At 73.4% G+C, this 16198-nt stretch carries 17 protein-coding genes; 11 read left to right on the forward strand and 6 right to left on the reverse strand.

Going from position 1 to position 16198, the window contains the following annotated elements; all coding sequences use genetic code 11:
• Position 1 precedes the first annotated feature (1 nt).
• From ACIQVD_RS07240 to ACIQVD_RS07260, 5 genes are read left to right on the forward strand one after another with little or no spacing between them, the layout of a single operon-like run.
• The gene (locus tag ACIQVD_RS07240) at positions 2-1399 is read left to right on the forward strand and encodes an ATP-binding protein (protein WP_400681749.1); all 1398 of its coding nucleotides are present in this window, start codon (positions 2-4) and stop codon (positions 1397-1399) included.
• Positions 1396-1815, forward strand: coding sequence for a roadblock/LC7 domain-containing protein (locus ACIQVD_RS07245; protein ID WP_100836320.1), 420 nt, complete (start codon positions 1396-1398; stop codon positions 1813-1815). The genes ACIQVD_RS07240 and ACIQVD_RS07245 overlap by 4 nt, the downstream gene beginning before the upstream one ends.
• Positions 1812-2222: a DUF742 domain-containing protein gene (locus ACIQVD_RS07250; RefSeq protein ID WP_402286594.1), complete on the forward strand. Its 411-nt coding sequence runs from the start codon at positions 1812-1814 to the stop codon at positions 2220-2222. The genes ACIQVD_RS07245 and ACIQVD_RS07250 overlap by 4 nt, the downstream gene beginning before the upstream one ends.
• A complete protein-coding gene (locus ACIQVD_RS07255; RefSeq protein ID WP_402286596.1) occupies positions 2200-2841 on the forward strand; it encodes a GTP-binding protein in 642 nt (213 codons plus the stop codon). The genes ACIQVD_RS07250 and ACIQVD_RS07255 overlap by 23 nt, the downstream gene beginning before the upstream one ends.
• Positions 2838-4016 carry a cytochrome P450 gene (locus tag ACIQVD_RS07260; protein WP_400681742.1) on the forward strand — a complete coding sequence of 393 codons (1179 nt, stop codon included), beginning with the start codon at positions 2838-2840 and terminating at the stop codon, positions 4014-4016. Before ACIQVD_RS07255 ends, ACIQVD_RS07260 begins: the two co-directional genes overlap by 4 nt.
• A gap of 67 nt (positions 4017-4083) precedes the next feature.
• On the opposite strand, the gene ACIQVD_RS07265 is transcribed toward ACIQVD_RS07260, so the two are convergent.
• The 4 genes from ACIQVD_RS07265 to ACIQVD_RS07280 all read right to left on the reverse strand — a co-directional run bounded on the left by ACIQVD_RS07265 (position 4084) and on the right by ACIQVD_RS07280 (position 7309).
• Positions 4084-4884 (reverse strand): AIM24 family protein, encoded by an 801-nt coding sequence (locus ACIQVD_RS07265; RefSeq protein ID WP_400682641.1) that lies wholly within the window; start codon positions 4882-4884, stop codon positions 4084-4086.
• A gap of 227 nt (positions 4885-5111) precedes the next feature.
• Entirely contained in the window at positions 5112-5762 is a 651-nt protein-coding gene (locus tag ACIQVD_RS07270) for an AIM24 family protein (RefSeq protein ID WP_400681740.1), read from the reverse strand.
• Positions 5762-6400 (reverse strand): AIM24 family protein, encoded by a 639-nt coding sequence (locus ACIQVD_RS07275; protein WP_400681739.1) that lies wholly within the window; start codon positions 6398-6400, stop codon positions 5762-5764. The genes ACIQVD_RS07270 and ACIQVD_RS07275 overlap by 1 nt, the downstream gene beginning before the upstream one ends.
• Before the next feature lie 135 nt (positions 6401-6535).
• Positions 6536-7309: a DUF2127 domain-containing protein gene (locus ACIQVD_RS07280; protein ID WP_400682638.1), complete on the reverse strand. Its 774-nt coding sequence runs from the start codon at positions 7307-7309 to the stop codon at positions 6536-6538.
• Between the two features lie 168 nt (positions 7310-7477).
• Here ACIQVD_RS07280 and ACIQVD_RS07285 point away from each other — a divergent pair, with 168 nt between their 5' ends.
• On the forward strand, positions 7478-7807 hold the full coding sequence (locus ACIQVD_RS07285) for a DUF3817 domain-containing protein (RefSeq protein WP_400682636.1): 330 nt from the start codon (positions 7478-7480) through the stop codon (positions 7805-7807).
• A gap of 88 nt (positions 7808-7895) precedes the next feature.
• Here the strand turns inward: ACIQVD_RS07285 and ACIQVD_RS07290 are convergent, their stop codons facing one another.
• Positions 7896-9530, reverse strand: coding sequence for a M4 family metallopeptidase (locus ACIQVD_RS07290; protein WP_400681737.1), 1635 nt, complete (start codon positions 9528-9530; stop codon positions 7896-7898).
• A gap of 461 nt (positions 9531-9991) precedes the next feature.
• Between ACIQVD_RS07290 and ACIQVD_RS07295 the strand changes: the two genes are divergently transcribed.
• From ACIQVD_RS07295 to ACIQVD_RS07310, 4 genes are all read left to right on the forward strand, one after another.
• The gene (locus ACIQVD_RS07295; RefSeq protein WP_402286600.1) at positions 9992-10531 is read left to right on the forward strand and encodes a MarR family winged helix-turn-helix transcriptional regulator; all 540 of its coding nucleotides are present in this window, start codon (positions 9992-9994) and stop codon (positions 10529-10531) included.
• 20 nt (positions 10532-10551) lie between these two features.
• Positions 10552-10884, forward strand: coding sequence for a DUF3817 domain-containing protein (locus ACIQVD_RS07300; protein WP_100836311.1), 333 nt, complete (start codon positions 10552-10554; stop codon positions 10882-10884).
• Positions 10885-11060: 176 nt separating this feature from the next.
• Positions 11061-12761: a methylmalonyl-CoA mutase gene (locus ACIQVD_RS07305; protein WP_100836310.1), complete on the forward strand. Its 1701-nt coding sequence runs from the start codon at positions 11061-11063 to the stop codon at positions 12759-12761.
• 99 nt (positions 12762-12860) lie between these two features.
• Entirely contained in the window at positions 12861-13751 is an 891-nt protein-coding gene (locus ACIQVD_RS07310) for a sigma-70 family RNA polymerase sigma factor (RefSeq protein ID WP_402286603.1), read from the forward strand.
• A 7-nt stretch (positions 13752-13758) separates the two neighbouring features.
• On the opposite strand, the gene ACIQVD_RS07315 is transcribed toward ACIQVD_RS07310, so the two are convergent.
• Positions 13759-14454, reverse strand: coding sequence for a TetR/AcrR family transcriptional regulator (locus ACIQVD_RS07315; protein WP_199846979.1), 696 nt, complete (start codon positions 14452-14454; stop codon positions 13759-13761).
• Between the two features lie 336 nt (positions 14455-14790).
• Here ACIQVD_RS07315 and trxA point away from each other — a divergent pair, with 336 nt between their 5' ends.
• Entirely contained in the window at positions 14791-15771 is a 981-nt protein-coding gene (gene trxA, locus ACIQVD_RS07320) for a thioredoxin (protein ID WP_400681731.1), read from the forward strand.
• The last annotated feature ends 427 nt before the right edge of the window (positions 15772-16198 follow it).

Consider the following 16198-nt stretch of genomic DNA (forward strand, 5'->3'; position numbering starts at 1 on the left):
CATGGTCGAGATCGTGCTCGCCCTGCTGGCCGGTGCCGCCCTGACCGCAGGACCCCTGCTCTGGTCGGCCCGGCGCGCCGCCCGCACCGCCCGGGCCGCCGCCCGGCGCGCCACCGAGGCCGAGAACCGCGCCCAGGGCGCCGAAGTCCGGGCCCGGACCGCCGAGGAACGCGTCCGCACCGGCGAGGGGCGCACCCGCACGGCCGAGGGCCGGGCCCACGCCGCCGAGGCCCGGCAGACCCTCGCCGAGGCCCGACTGGCCACCGCCGTCCGCGAGTTCGCCCACCTCGCGCACGAACGGCTGCCCGCCGCCGCCACCGCGCTCACCCACCCCCGCACGCCCGTCCCCGGCCCGCTCGACACCGGCGCCGGCCAGGAGGAGCTGCACCGCGCCCTGGACGCCGTCCTGAACGCCGCCGTCCGGGCCGCCCTCGCCGAACGCGAACGCACCGACGCCGCCGCCCGGGCCGCGCTGCGCGGCGCCGCCTCCAAGATCCAGGCGCTGCTGATCCAGGTCCGCTCGCTGCTGGAGGAGATCCAGCTCTCCGTCGACGACCCCCGGCTGCTCGCCCTCGACTTCCGCAACGAACTCACCCTGCGCCGGGTGCAGTCCCTCGCCGTGCTCTCCGGCGCCTGGCCCGGCATGACCCGCGAGGACTCCCCGCTCGCCGAACTCTGCGTCGGCGCGCAGTCCCGGGTGGCCGGCTACGCCCGGATCGAGATCACCAACCACCTGCGCGAGCCCCGGCTCGCGGTGGCCGCCCGGGCCGCCGAACCCGTCGCCATCGCGCTCGCCGAGATCCTCGGCAACGCCACCGCCTACTCGCACCCCGAGACCAGGGTCGTGGTCTCCGTCGAACAGGGCAGCTCCGGCGCCCTGGTGGTGGTCGACGACATGGGCGTCGGCATGGAGCCCGACCAGCTCGAACGGGCCGGCGAACTGCTCGACGGCCAGGCCGAGGTGCTGCTCACCGAACTCGGCGACCCGCCGCAGGCCGGCTTCGCGGTGATCGGCCTGCTCTGCCGCCAGTTCGGCTTCGGCTGCCGGGTCGAGCCCTCCCCGTACGGCGGGGTCCGGGCCATCCTGCGGCTGCCCGCCGACCTGCTCACCCTGACCGACCCGACCGCCCCGCTCTCCGCCCTGGCCCCCCGGCCGATCACCCAGAGCGCCCCGGTGTTCGACGCGGGCGACGCGCTGCCGACCCGCAAGCGCCGCGCCCCCCGCGTGCCGCAGCAGGACGCCCCGTCCCCCCTCCCCGCCCCGGCGGGCACCACGCCCGACCGGGCCCGCAGCGCCTGGTCGGCGCTCCAGTCCGGCACCGCCGCCGGCCGCAGCGCCGCCGACCGCACCGCCCGCCCCGAAGGACCCGCCGCACCCGAAGGAGTCGAAACCCCGTGACCACCCCGCTCCGCCGCCACACCGAGGACCTCTCCTGGGTCCTCATCCCGCTGCTCGACCTGCCCGGCGTGCAGAACGCCGTCATCGCCACCGGCGACGGCCTGGTCACCGGCCACTCCGCCGACCTCGGCCGGGACGGCGCCGACCGGGTCGCCGCGATGACCGCCTCGCTGCACGCCGCCGCCCGGGCCTTCACCACCGCCTTCACCGGCGCCGAGAACGTCCGGCTCAACCAGACCGTGGTCGAGTCCGAGCACGGCTACGCCGTGGTCACTCCGGCCGGCGAGAACTCCTCGCTGGCCGTCTTCGCCCTCCCCGGCGCCGACCTCGGCACCATCGCCTACCAGATGCAGGTCCAGGTCGCCGCGCTCGCCCGGGCGCTGGCCAGCCCCGCCCGGGAGGCGAGCCACACATGAGCGAGCCCCGCCCCCAGGACCCGGACCCGCAGCGCCCGGACCCGCAGCGCCCGGACCCGCGGCGCCCCCGCCGCCGGCTCGTCCCGGCCTACCTCGCCACCCACGGCCGCGACGCCGCCGGCGGCGCCCTCCGCCTGGACCGGCTCAGCGTGCTGCACGCCGCCGCCGACCTCCCGGCCGGACTCGGCGGCGAACACCGCCAGTTATGGGAACTCGTCCGCCCCGGCGCGCTGACCCTCGCCGAGGCCGCCGCCCACCTCCGGCTCCCCGTCAGCGCGACCGTCTTCATCGCGGCCGACCTGGCCGAACGCGGCGCCCTGGCGGTCCGCGCGCCGATCCCCTCCGCCCAGCCGGTCAACCGGGACCTCGCCGAAAGGCTCCTCAGTGGACTTCGCGCCCTCAAGTAGCACCGCCACCGCCCCCGGTGACGGACCCCCCGGGGCCCCGGCCTACCTGCCCCCCACCGACCCGATCCTGATGAAGCTCATGGTCACCGGGCCGTTCGGGGTCGGCAAGACCACCTTCGTGCGCACCCTGTCGGAGATCCCGACCCTGCACACCGAGGAGACCATGACCGCGGCCGGCATCCCGGTCGACGACACCAGCCGCACCCCCGGCAAGACCGCCACCACCGTCGCCGTCGACTTCGGCCGGCTCACCCTGTCGGCCGGCGAGTTCGTCCTCTACCTGTTCGGCACCCCCGGCCAGCGCCGCTTCCTCCCGCTCTGGGAGGACCTCGCCCGCGGCGCGCTCGGTGCGCTCGTCCTGGTCGACACCCGCCGCCTCGCCGACGCCTTCGACGCCATGGACCTGATCGAGGAGGCCGGCCTGCCCTACGCCGTCGCGGTCAACCGCTTCCCCGACACCCCGCCGATCGCCCTCGACGCCGTCCGCGCCGCCCTCGACCTCGACCCCGCCACCCCGCTGGTCGAGTGCGACGCCCGCGCCCGCGAGGGCTGCGTCGACGCGCTGATCTCCCTCACCGAGCACGTCCTGGACCGCCTCCCCCAGGAGACCGCCCCATGACCCCCCGCACCGCCCTCTACGGGGCGCAGTTCGCCGCCGACCCGCACGCCCACTACGCCCGGCTGCGCGACCGCGGACCGCTCGCCCCGGTCGAACTCGCCCCCGGCGTCGACGCCTGGCTGGTCACCGACTACCACGTCGCCCTGGAGGTGCTGCGCGACACCGACACCTGGACCCGCGACCCGCGCCGCTGGCAGGCCACCCAGCCCGCCGACTCCCCGCTGCTCCCGCTGTTCGGCTGGCGCCCCACCGCGCTGTTCTCCGACGGCCCCGCGCACGCCCGCTACCGCCAGGTCATCACCGACAGCGTCGGCATCCTCGAACCCCACCTGCTGCAGCGCGACACCACCGCCGTCGCCGAACAGCTCATCGCCGAGTTCGCCGGCGCCGGCAAGGCCGACCTGCTCGCCCAGTACGCCTACCGGCTCCCGCTGCTCATCCTCACCTCCTGGTACGGCGTCCCCGACCCGGACATCGACCGGATCAGCACCGCGATGAACCGCTCCTTCGAGACCTCCACCGGCGCCGCCGCCGCGTACGCCGACCTGGTCGCCGTCATCACCGAACAGGTCGCCGACCGCCGCGCCGCCCCCCGGCACGACCTGATCTCCGCCTTCCTCGGCCACCCCGCGCGGCTCGCCGACGACGAGGTCGTCCGGCACATCACGCTCACCCTGATGGCCGGCCACGAACCCACCGCCAACCTGATCGCCAACGCGCTGCTGCGGATGCTCTCCGACGACCGCTACGCCGGCTCCCTGCACAGCGGCGCGATGACCGCGCACGACGCGGTCAACGAGGTGCTCTGGAACGACCCCCCGCTGTCCAACTTCTCCCCGCACTACCCCCGGCACGAGATCGTCTTCCACGGCACCGCGCTCACCCCCGAGCAGCCCGTCCTGGTCTCCTACGCCTCCGCCAACGCCCAGGCCGTGCTCACCCCCGCCGAGAGCGAGTCCCTCGGCGGCTCCTACGCCCACCTCGCCTGGGGCGCCGGCCCGCACCGCTGCCCGGCCCGCCAGCCCGCCGTCCTGATGGCCGTCACCGCCGTCGAGTACCTGATCAGCCGCCTCACCGACCTGCGGCTCGCCGTCCCCACCGCGGACGTCCTCTGGCGCCCGGGTCCGATCCACCGCGCGCTCGTCTCGCTCCCCGTGGAGTTCACGCCGCTGTAGGCCGCGGCACCGGGGCGGGGGGACCCGCTGCGCGCAGTCCCCCCGCCCCCGGTACCGCCTTTCGGTCCTACAGGCCGAACCGCCGCCCCAGGTCGCCCAGGTTGCCTAGCCCCGGGATGTTCGGGGCCTGCTGGTGTCCGCCGGCCTGCTGCGGGACGCCGCTGCCCGGGATGCCCGGCTCCGCGCCGACCACGCCGACCGAGCGCTCGGCCATCAGCGTCTCGGAGGACTGCATCAGCACCTGCCCGGCCCCGATGAACTCGAACTGGTGCTCCTCGCCGCTCGCGCCGCCGATCCCGGTCAGGTGCCGCAGGCCGCCGAGGACGCCGTGCAGGTAGCCGTGGTCGTAGTGGTGGCAGGGCGCGGGGCAGTCCGCCCAGCCGACCAGGGCCTGCGGGTCGACCCGGATCGGGGGCTCGACGAAGTGCACCGGCCCGTTGGACGCGGCGACGAACTTGCCGGTGCCGATCAGGGTCAGGAACCCGGGGATGATCGACTGCTTGAGCCGCAGCGTGGGCTCGAAGGCGAGCAGGTTGCCCGAGCGCACGGTCAGGTTGCCGTCCTCCAGGTCGTACGAGTTGAGGTCGTACGACCGGTCGGCGAGCAGCAGCTTGCCGCGCCCCTCGGCGACCACCCAGTCGGCGGCGTGCAACGGGGAGTTGAAGTTCTGCTCCAGGACGCGGTCGAGCGCGCCGCGGCCGATCCCGGAGAAGCGCATCTCGCCGTAGTAGGCGATCATCTTGCCCTTCTGCAGGTAGTACGCGCCGTTCAGGTCGACCGAGAAGCAGTAGGGGTTGACGTTGTCGTTCGCGGGCAGCGTGCCCGGGTCCCAGACCTGCGGGCCCTCGCCGCCGGGCGGCTGGAACACCGGCGCGCCGAACTGCCCGGCCGGACCGGCCTGGTAGGGCGGCGGGGGGACGGGCAGGCCCGCCTGGGTGGCCTGGTGGGACTGGTCGTACTGCTGCTGGGAGTACCCGGGCGGGGGCCCCTGCGGCGGGTACGGCGGGGGCTGCTGCCCGTACGGCTGCTGGCCGTAGGGCGGGGGCTGCTGTCCGTACGGCTGCTGGCCGTAGGGCTGCTGCGGGGGGTAGGACATCAGAGCTTCACCTCGCTGGCCTGCACGTACACCGTGCCCTGCCCGGACAGTTCGAGCTGGAACGCCTCGCCGGAGCCGCGTCCGACCATGTCGCGCCAGCCGAGGGCGCTGGAGAGCTTGTTGGTGACCTCGCCGCGGTGCGCGACGTAGGCCTGCGGGTCGACGTGGACGGGCTGGCCGGGGAGGATCGGGAGTTCGATCACCCCGCCGTGGGCCATCACCGCGACCGCGCCCTTGCCGGTGAGCTTGGTGGTGAACAGGCCCTGGCCGGTCACCTGGCCGCGGACCACGCCCATCAGGCCGCCCTGCTGGCCCATGAACATGGTGGACTGCTGGAGGCTGCCCTCGAAGGCCAGCAACCGGTCGGCCTCCACGTACAGGGTGTCGCCGACCAGGTCGACCACGTGCACGTGGTGGCCGCCGTGGCCGAACATCACGGTGCCGTGGCCCTCGACGGTCATCAGCGGGGTGTCCTCGTTGGCGACCCGGCGGCCGATCATCGACATCACGCCGCCCTGGCCGCCCATCAGGTTGGGCTGGAAGGAGACCTCGCCGGTGTAGCCGAGCATCGCGCCGCGCTGGGACAGGATCCGCTGCCCGGGCACCACCTGGGCGGAGATCATCTTGCCGTTGATCCGGGTGAAGGCCATCAGACCTCGCCTCCCAGCGTCATGCGCTCGGAGGGCTGGACGTAGACCAGGCCCTCGCCGGTGAACTCGACCTGCATCGCCTCGCCGCCGCCCTCGCCGATCAGGGTGGACCAGCCCGCCCCGGACTTGAGCGACCGCTGGAGGTTGCCGGTGTGCGCGATGTACGCGCCCGGGTCCACCCGCAGCGGCAGGCCCTGGCCGACCCGGAGGATCACCGCCGGGCCGTCCGAGGTGACCGCCGCCCAGCCCTGGCCCTCGACCTTGGTGGTGAACAGGCCGTTGCCGCTGGCCATGCCGTTCAGCCCGGTGAAGGAGGTGCCGGTGCGCAGCGTCGCCTCGGTGCAGAGCAGGTTGTCGGATTCGACGAACAGCGTCTCGCCGTTCAGCCGGACCAGGTTGATCTCGGTGGCCCGGTCGGCGAAGTAGCAGGTGCCCTGCCCCTTCACCTCCATGACCTCCATGCGCTCGCCGGTGAGCCGGCGGGTGACCATGCCGCGCAGGCCGTCGCCGCCGCCGGAGAGCTTCTTGAAGCCCATCTGCCCGGTGTAGGCGACCATCGAGCCGTTGCGTGCCTTGACGGTGTCCCCGGCGAGATCGACGGCGAGGACCCTGGACCCCTGGAGTCGGAACTGTGCCACGTCCGGGAATCTAGCGCGCCCCTCCCCGGGAGGGGAGGGGAACCGGCCGTGCTGGTACCCGTTCGGTACGGAATCCGGACATCGGACGCCCCATCAGCCGGACATAACGGGCGAAACCCCCCGGGCGGGCGGGGGTCAGACCTGCTGCGGCAGCGCCCCCGCCGAGACCTCCACCTCCAGCAGCGAGGCCGAGTGCCGCTCGGCCTCGAACGCGGCCCGGCCGCCGCGCAGGCCGAACAGGCGCTTGGAGAGCATGATCCAGAGCACCGCGGCGACGTTCAGCAGCAGGGTGCAGACCTTCAGCACGCTGACGTGCTCGCTGAGCTCGTAGCCCTCCAGCGGCAGGAAGGCGGCGGTGGCCACCACCGTCAGGTACTCGGCCCAGCGGTGGCCCCACCACAGGCCGAACGCCTCGACGATCTCGATCAGCGCGTACGCCACCAGCGCGGCGGCCACGTAGACCAGGGTGGAGTGCCGGTAGTCGAAGGTCTTGCGGATGGTGTCGACGATCGGCGAGTGCTCCAGGTCCCAGTGGAAGTGCTCGGTGACCGGATTGAGGACCGACAGGTTCTCGTCGAAGATCCGGCGCACCGCGTCCTGGCTGTTGGAGAACTTCCACACCCCCCAGGCGACGACCACGATCAGCAGACCGCGCAGCAGCCGCTCGACGGCCAGGAAGCGCAGGATGAACAGGTCGCGCAGGGCCTTGCCGCGCGGCACCAGCGGCGCGTCCTCGGCCGGGCCGGAGCCGTGCGGGTCGCCGAGCGCGAAGTCGCCGCAGCGCAGGCAGCGCCAGGCGGTGCCGACCGCGGTGGCGGTGCGCAGCCGCTCGCGCAGCTCGGGCTCGTCCGGCGCGTAGGTGACGTGGCCGCGCGTGGCGCAGGTGTGGCGGTCCCAGTCCCGTTTCAGCATGGCGTGTTCCCCCCGTGGGTCCGCGCGGCCCGACGGTCGGGGCGCGCGCAGCACAGCAGGATAGGGGGTCCGCCGTCGGCGCCGGTGTCGGGTCGGTGATAATGGGCCCGGCTTGTGCATCCGTTCACAAAGCCAGCCGTCCGCCGTGCCGTGCCCCCGTGAGGAATCCCCGTGAAGAGCGTCGCCGCCGTCCACCGCCTGCGCCTGGTCTCCGGCCCCGAGGGCCTGTCGTTCCTGCTGCTGCTGGTCTGCTCGGTGCTCAAGCGCACCACCAGCTTCAACGCCGTCCCGGTGATGGGCATGGTGCACGGCGTGCTGTTCGTCCTCTACCTGGTGTTCCTGGTGCAGGCGCACCAGGCCCGCCGCTGGGAGCCGAAGCGCACCCTGCTGCTGTTCGTGCTCTCGGTGCTGCCCACCGGCGGCTTCTTCGCCGAGCGGACGCTGGCCCGGGAGGAGCGCGGCGAGCTCGACGGCGCCGCCCCGGCGACCGCCTGACCCGACCGCCCCGGAACGTGGTGCGCGGCGGCCGGGCCTCTTCGTGGGAGGCCGGGCCGCCGCGGGCTCTGCTGCTACCGGGCCGGCGTCAGTTGACGTTCACCGCGGTCCACGCGGCCGCGACCGCGTTGTACTGGGTCGAGCCGGAGCCGTACAGGTCCTTCGCCGCGTTCAGGGTCGCCGTGCGGGCGGCCTTGTAGTTCGTGGTGGAGGTCATGTAGACGGTCAGCGCCCGGTACCAGATCTGCGCGGCCTTGTCCCGGCCGATGCCGGTGACCGTCGAGCCGTTGTAGGTGGGCGAGTTGTAGCTCACCCCGTTGACGGTCTTCGCGCCGCTGCCCTCGGACAGCAGGTAGAAGAAGTGGTTGGCGACGCCCGAGGAGTAGTGGACGTCCTTGTTGCCGACGGTGGAGGACCAGTAGTCGGCGGACGCGCCGTCCTTGGAGGGCTTGTCCATGTAGCGCAGCGGCGTGCCGTTGCCGTTGATGTTGATCAGCTCGCCGATCAGGTAGTCCGGGTTGTCCTTCGACAGGTTGGCGTAGAACTCGACCAGGGTGCCGAAGATGTCGCTGGTGGCCTCGTTCAGGCCGCCGGACTCGCCCGAGTAGTTCAGGCCCGCGGTGTTGGAGGTCACACCGTGGCTCATCTCGTGGCCGGAGACGTCGAGTTCGGTCAGCGGGTGGGTGTTGCCCGAGCCGTCGCCGTACGTCATGCAGAAGCAGCTGTCGTCCCAGAACGCGTTGACGTAGTTGCTGCCGTAGTGGACCCGGCTGTACGCGCCGACGCCGTCGTTGCGGATGCCGCTGCGGCCGAAGGTGTTCTTGTAGAAGTCCCAGGTGACGGCCGCGCCGTACTGGGCGTCCACGGCCGCGGACTCGCCGTTGGAGGCGGCGCCGCTGCCCCAGGTGTTGCTGGTCTTGGAGTAGACGGTGCCCTTGCCGGAGGTCTTGCCGGCCAGGGTGGTGGTGTACTGGCCGCCGCGGGTGGCGTCCTTCAGCGTGTAGGTGCTGCCGGACAGCGTGGTGGTCAGCGAGACGTTGCCGACGAAGACGCCGTTGCCGGTGCCGGTCGCGTTGGAGGTCTGCACCTGCTCGTGGCTGGAGAGCAGCGCGCCGCTGTCCGCGTCGGTGACCAGCACCTGGTGGCTCGGGGTGCCGTCCGCCCGGACGCCCTCCACGGTGGTGCGGTAGGCCAGCCGCGGGGCGCCGTCGGCGGCCCAGACCACCAGCTGGGCGTCGCCGCTCGCGCCGGAGACCGAGGTGAGGGCGGCCTCGTCGGCGTCCGCGGTGATGCCGACGGTGGCCTGCACCGCGCCGGTCGCCTTGGCGGCGGCCTGGCCGGCCGACAGCTTCGGGCTCAGCGAGGCGGGGGCCAGGCTGCCGGAGACGGCCTTGTCGGTGGACTTCACCTTGCCGTTGGCGGCCTGGTGCACGACCAGGTCGCCGCCGAGCACCGGCAGGCCGTTGTAGGTGCGCTCGTAACGGAAGTGACGGGTGCCATCGGCGTCGACGACGGCGTCCTTGACGACCAGCTTCTCCTGGGCGCCCAGGCCCAGGGCCTTGGCGGCGGCGGGCGCCTGTGCGGCGGCCAGCGCGAGCTGGTCGCCGTGGCCCAGGGCGGCGGGATTGGGGGCGGCGTACGCCATTCCGGCGCTCACCTGGATCGCACCGGCCAGCAGGGCCGAGGCAGAGAGAACGGCGCCGACAGCAAGCTTTCGCTTCACGTACGGGTTCCTTCCGGATCAACCGCGTGTGCGCGGTCACACCTCGTCCCGGGGCACCGGGGTCAGTGCCTGCTGGGGCGGAACGGGTGCTGACGTGCAGCTCCGTGCGGTCAGGCGACATCCGCCGGTGGGGTGGGCCGGCGGTGTCGAACGGGGCTGGCCAGAAGCATGACGACGCGGTGGCGGCCGGGAACAGCCGTTCGGCAACTATTGGCAAACTCTCGCCAGCGCCCGGGGAAAGAACAGCTCAGGACATCGGATGTTTCACTGCGAACCGTGCCGCGTGGGCTGCGCGGAGGCCCAACTCCGGTGCAATCACTGAATATTGCCGGAATATGCACGGTAAAAGGCCGTCGGCCGGCCGCCCTCGTCTGTTTGGCGTGATCCCGCCAAGTGGGGCGGCTTGTCCACCATCGTGGACACCTGCTACCCCCGCCCGGCCCCGCGGGTACGGTGGGGGCGTGCCCAAGCCCCTCGCCCTCGACTTCGACCCGATCGCCCGCGCCGACGAGCTCTGGACCCGCCGCTGGGGCAAGGTGCCGTCCATGGCGGCGATCACCTCGGTGATGCGCGCCCACCAGATCCTGCTCGGCCGGGTCGACGCCGTGGTCAAGCCCTACGGCCTCACCTTCGCCCGCTACGAGGCCCTGGTGCTGCTCACCTTCAGCCGCTCCGGCGAGCTCCCGCTCTCCAAGATCGGCGAGCGCCTGATGGTCCACCCCACCAGCGTCACCAACACCGTCGACCGCCTGGAGCGGGCCGGCCTGGTCACCCGCCGCCCCAACCCGCTCGACGGCCGCGGCGTCCTCGCCGCCATCACCGACCGCGGCCGCCGGGTCGTCGAGGAGGCCACCCGCGAACTCGTCGCCGTCGAGTTCGGCCTGGACGGCTACGACGCCGACGCCTGCCGCGAGGTGTTCGACCTGCTGCGCCCGCTGCGGATCGCCGCCGGCGACTTCGAGGCCCCGGCCGAGGAGGGGCCCGACCGGGACGGCGCGTAGGGGCGGTTACCCTCGACTGCATGAAGCAGAGTGTGCTGACCCGCTACCGCGCCATGGCCTACGTCACCGGTGTGCTCCTGATCCTGCTCACCCTCGGGGTGATCGCCAAGTACGTCCTCGACATCTCGGGCGCGTCCGGCTTCACCACCGCGGTCGGCATCGCGCACGGCTGGCTCTACGTGGTCTACCTGGCGTTCGCCTTCGACCTGGGCACCAAGGCCAAGTGGCCGATGGGCAAGCTGCTCTGGACCCTGCTGGCCGGCACCGTCCCCACCGCCGTGTTCTTCGTCGAGCGCCGGGTCGTCCGCGAGGTCGCGCCGCTGGTCGCCGCACCGGAGCCGGTCGCCGCCTGACCGCGCCCGCACCAGCGCTCTGCCGGGGCGCCCCTTCCGCCGGAAGGGGCGCCCCTCCGCGTGTCCGGGGCCGGCCGTCGACAGGTACTAGGACGTCCGAGTAAATTACTAGGACATCCAAGCAGTTCTTCCGCCGCCCCCACCGGAGCGGCCGCACGGAGCGGGAGTCGGAGCCGATGGACGCCGAGCAGATCGAGGCCGGACGGCAGCGCTGGCAGCAGCGGTACGACAGGGCGCGCAAGCGCGACGCGGACTTCACCACGCTGAGCGGCGAGGAGGTCGCCCCGGTCTACGGCCCGCCGCCCGGCCAGGAGGTCGAGGGCTTCGAGCGGATCGGCTGGCCCGGCGAGTACCCCTACACCCGCGGCCTGCACCCCACCGGCTACCGCGGCCGGGCCTGGACCATCCGCCAGTTCGCCGGCTTCGGCAACGCCGAGCAGACCAACGAGCGCTACCGGATGATCCTCGACTCCGGCGGCGGCGGCCTCTCCGTCGCCTTCGACATGCCGACCCTGATGGGCTACGACTCCGACGACGCCCGCTCGCTCGGCGAGGTCGGCCACTGCGGCGTCGCCATCGACTCCGCCGCCGACATGGAGGTGCTGTTCCGCGGCATCCCGCTCGGCGAGGTCACCACCTCGATGACCATCAGCGGCCCCGCCGTCCCGGTCTTCTGCATGTACCTGGTCGCCGCCGAGCGCCAGGGCGTCGACCCCGCCGTCCTCAACGGCACCCTGCAGACCGACATCTTCAAGGAGTACATCGCGCAGAAGGAGTGGCTCTTCGCCCCCGAGCCCCACCTGCGCCTGATCGGCGACCTGATGGAGCACTGCGCGGCCGGCATCCCCGCCTACAAGCCGCTCTCCGTCTCCGGCTACCACATCCGCGAGGCCGGGGCCACGGCCGCCCAGGAGCTCGCCTACACCCTCGCCGACGGCCTCGCCTACGTCGAGCTCGGCCTCTCCCGCGGCCTCGACGTGGACGTCTTCGCCCCCGGCCTGTCCTTCTTCTTCGACGCCCACCTCGACTTCTTCGAGGAGATCGCCAAGTTCCGCGCCGCCCGCCGGATCTGGGCCCGCTGGATGCGCGACCACTTCGGCGCGAAGACCGACAAGGCGCAGTGGCTGCGCTTCCACACCCAGACCGCCGGCGTCTCGCTCACCGCCCAGCAGCCCTACAACAACGTGGTCCGCACCGCCGTCGAGGCGCTCTCCGCCGTCCTCGGCGGCACCAACTCGCTGCACACCAACGCCCTCGACGAGACGCTCGCCCTCCCCAGCGAGCAGGCCGCCGAGATCGCCCTGCGCACCCAGCAGGTGATCATGGAGGAGACCGGCGTCACCAACGTCGCCGACCCGCTCGGCGGCTCCTGGTACGTCGAGGCGCTCACCGACCGGATCGAGCGGCAGGCCGAGGCGATCTTCCAGCAGATCCTGGACAAGGGCGGCCTCGGCAGGGAGGGCGCCGAGCACCCGATCGGCCCGATGACCTCCGGCATCCTGCGCGGCATCGAGGAGGGCTGGTTCACCGGCGAGATCGCCGAGGCCGCCTTCCGCTACCAGCAGGGCGTCGAGAAGGGCGACAAGCGGGTGGTCGGCGTCAACTGCCACCCCCGCAGCGTCACCCCCGAGCTGGAGATCCTCCGGGTCAGCCACGAGGTCGAACGCGAGCAGGTCCGCGCCCTGCGCGAGCGCAAGGCGCGGCGCGACGAGGACGCCGTCCGGGCCGGCCTCGACGCGATGCTCGCCGCCGCCCGCTCCGGCGCCAACATGATCGAGCCGATGCTCCGGGCCGTCCGCGCCGAGGCCACCCTCGGTGAGATCTGCCACGCCCTGCGCGAGGAGTGGGGCACCTACCAGGAGAACGCCAGCTTCTAGCCGGCGGCGGGCCGATGGACTGACCGGCCGATCAACCGACCGCCCCGGGCCGCCGTCCGTCCGCCCCCCTATCCTGGCCCGGGGAAAGGGGAGTGACGGATGACCGGGGGAGCGCGGCTCGCCGAGCGGTTCGAGGAGCACCGGCCCAGGCTGCGGGCGGTGGCGTACCGGATGCTCGGGTCACTGGGCGAGGCCGACGACGTGGTGCAGGAGACCTGGCTGCGGCTGGACCGGCACGCCGAGGAGGTGGAGAACCTGGGCGGCTGGCTGACCACCGTCGCCTCCCGGGTCTGCCTGAACGAGCTGCGCGGCCGGGAGCGGCGGCGCGAGGAGGAGCTGGACACCTCGGTGCCGGACCCGGTGCTGGCCGCGCCGGAGCGGGACGACCCGGAGGCGGTCGCGCTGCTGGGCGACCGGGTGGGGATCGCGCTCCAGGTGGTGCTGGGCACGCTCGGCCCGGCCGAGCGGCTCGGGTTCGTGCTGCACGACCTGTTCGCGGTGCCGTTCGAGGAGATCGCGCCGCTGCTGGACAAGTCCCCGGCGGCGGTGCGGCAGGCGGTCGCCCGGGCCCGCCGGCGGGTGCGCGAGGGCGCCCCGGAGCCGGACCGCGACCCGGCGGCCCAGCGGGCCGCGGTGGAGGCGTTCCGGGCGGCGTCCCGGGACGGCGACTTCGAGGCCCTGGTGGCGGTGCTGGCCCCGGACGCGGTGCTGCGGGCGGACGGCGGCACCGCGATGGCGGCGCTCAGCAAGGTGCTCCGCGGCAGCCGGGCGATCGCCTCCTCGGCGCAGGGCTTCCGGCACCTGCTGCCGTTCGGCCGCCCGGTGCTGGTGAACGGCGCCTACGGGGTGCTGACGGTGGTGGACGGCGCGCCGGTCTCGGTGATGGCGTTCACCGTGGTGGACGGCCTGGTCGCGCGGATCGACGTGCTGGCCGACCCGGAGCGGCTGGCGGCGCTGGACCTGACCGGCCTGGACGGCCTCGACGACTGAGCGCGGATCAGCGCAGCAGCCCCGGGAAGGGGCCCAGCAGCAGGGTGGTGAAGCGGCGGATCCAGTCCGGGGTGACGGGTTCGCCGCTCACCAGCAGCCGGTGCTCGACGGTGCCGGCGATGGTGTCGAAGATGATGTCGATCTCCTCGTCGGCGGCGGCCCGGTCCCGGTCCGGGTCCATCTCGCCGCGGGCCTGGGCGTTGGCCCGGCCGAGTTCGACCAGGACCTTCTGCGGCTGGACGATCCGCTCCCGGATCCGCCGGCGCAGCTGCGGGTCGCGGGTGCCCTCGGCGAACAGGGCGAGCAGCGCGGCCTGGGTCTCGGGCAGGCTGAGCAGTTCGGCGAAGCGGGCGACCACGGCCTCGATGTCGGCCTGGAGGCTGCCGCGGTCGGCGCACTCCAGCTGGTCGAAGAGGCTGGCGATGGCGTCGACGACGAGTTCGCTCTTGGACGGCCAGCGCCGGTAGAGGGTGGTCTTGGCGACGCCGGCCCGCAGGGCGACGTCGCCCATGGTGAGCCCGCCCCAGCCGAGTTCGGCGAGCGCCTCGCGGGTGGCGTCGAGGATGGCCTGGTCGGCGGCGGCGCTGCGGGGGCGGCCCTTGCCGCGGGCGGGCGGGGCGCCGGGCGGGGCGTCCTCGACGGGTGCGGCGTCCTGGGCGGGCGGGTCCTGGTGCTCGGCGGGCTGCCGGGTGGTGGGGGCCACCGCGCCTCCTGGCTTGTTTACTCAGAAGTAACTTGTTGCTCCCACGGTAGCGACATGCCGCGTCGACCGGCACCCGCCCCGGACCGGAAAGTGGGACAGCTCACGCTCCGGGAGGGGGCGGGGGGCTTGCGGGGGGAGCCCGGGGGGCAGATACGCTACGACCAGTAGCGAAAGAGCGACGACCATCGCGCCCCGCCCCGGGATCGGGCGGGCGCCCGACGCGAGTGGGGACCCGCGTCGAACGGTCCGGGCCCCGCCGGGGAGGCGGGCGGCCCGCTCCGGTTTTTTCCGGGTGGATGGCACCCGGCACCGGCTCCGACGGGGGAGGATAGAGCCATGCAGTCACGGAATTCGCGTCTCAACAGCTCCGCCCTCCGCGGTGCGGTGGACCTCGCCGCGGTGAAGGCGGCCGGAGAGGCCGCCCAGAAGGCGGAGCAGACCCGGGCCGAGCGGGCCCGGCAGGCGGCGGCGGGCGACGGCCCGGCGCTCGCGGACTACCCCCTGGTCCTGGACGTCACCGAGGAGACCTTCGAGTCCGAGGTGGTCCAGCGCTCGGCCGAGGTCCCGGTGGTGGTGGACTTCTGGGCCGAGTGGTGCGGCCCGTGCAAGCAGCTCAGCCCGGTGCTGGAGCGCCTCGCCGAGGAGTACGCCGGCCGGATCGTGCTCGCCAAGATCGACGTGGACGCCAACCCGGAGATCGCCCAGCAGTTCGGGATCCAGGGCATCCCGGCCGTGATGGCGGTGGTGGCGGGCCAGCTGGTGCCGCTGTTCCAGGGCGCCGAGAACGAGGCGAACGTCCGCAAGATCCTGGACCAGCTGATCGCGGTGGCCGAGCAGCGCTTCGGCATCGTCGGCGGGGCCGCCGGCGGCGGCGAGGGCGCGGCGGCCGAGCCCCGGGTGCCGGCCGACCCGGCGCTGGAGGCCGCGCACGACGCGCTGGACCGGGGCGACCTGGCCGGCGCGGTGCGGGCGTACCAGAACGTGCTGAGCGACCGCCCCGGGCACGTCGAGGCCAAGCTGGGCCTGGCCCAGGCCCAGCTGCTGCAGCGGGTGGAGCAGCTCGACCCGCAGCAGGTGCGCGCCGACGCGGCGGCCGACCCGAAGGACGTGCCGGCCCAGCTGCGGGCCGCCGACCTGGACCTGGTCGGCGGGCACGTGGAGGACGCCTTCGGACGCCTGGTCGACACCGTCGCCCGGACGTTCGGCGAGGACCGGGACGCGGCGCGGCTGCGGCTGCTGGAGCTGTTCGAGGTGATCGGTTCGGAGGACCCGCGCACCGTGGCGGCCCGCCAGGCGCTGGCCCGGGTGCTGTTCTGACGCGCCGTCCGGGCGGCCCGTCCGGGCGCTGACCGGGCGGTCCGGGCAGGCACCCGGGGGCGTCCCGGCGGCACCGGGTGACACCTCGGGTGACCTGCGGTGTCGTCGGCGATTTGACGACTTTCGGGTGGAGTCCGGCCAGGTTTACCAAATCTTGATAACACCCCGCCGCGGTCACGACTCGTGACCGCGGCGGGGTGTTTCGGCAGTGTTTCGGCGGTTTGACATCGGACGCACACGCGATTTCGGTCACACTCCGTTGCGGAGCCTTCGATTCCATGATCGACCCCGTTCACTGTTGGATTACCCGTCAGTAACGGACCTCTTGTGCTCCGCCCCGGTTTGGACAACGATCGGCGACGCCCGGTCCCTCGGCGACGAGGGGTCCCCACCGGGTGAGGGCAGGGGGGTAACCGCGGATCCCACG

The organism is Kitasatospora sp. NPDC090308 (genome assembly GCF_044769485.1).
GTDB classification, from domain to species: domain Bacteria; phylum Actinomycetota; class Actinomycetes; order Streptomycetales; family Streptomycetaceae; genus Kitasatospora; species Kitasatospora fiedleri.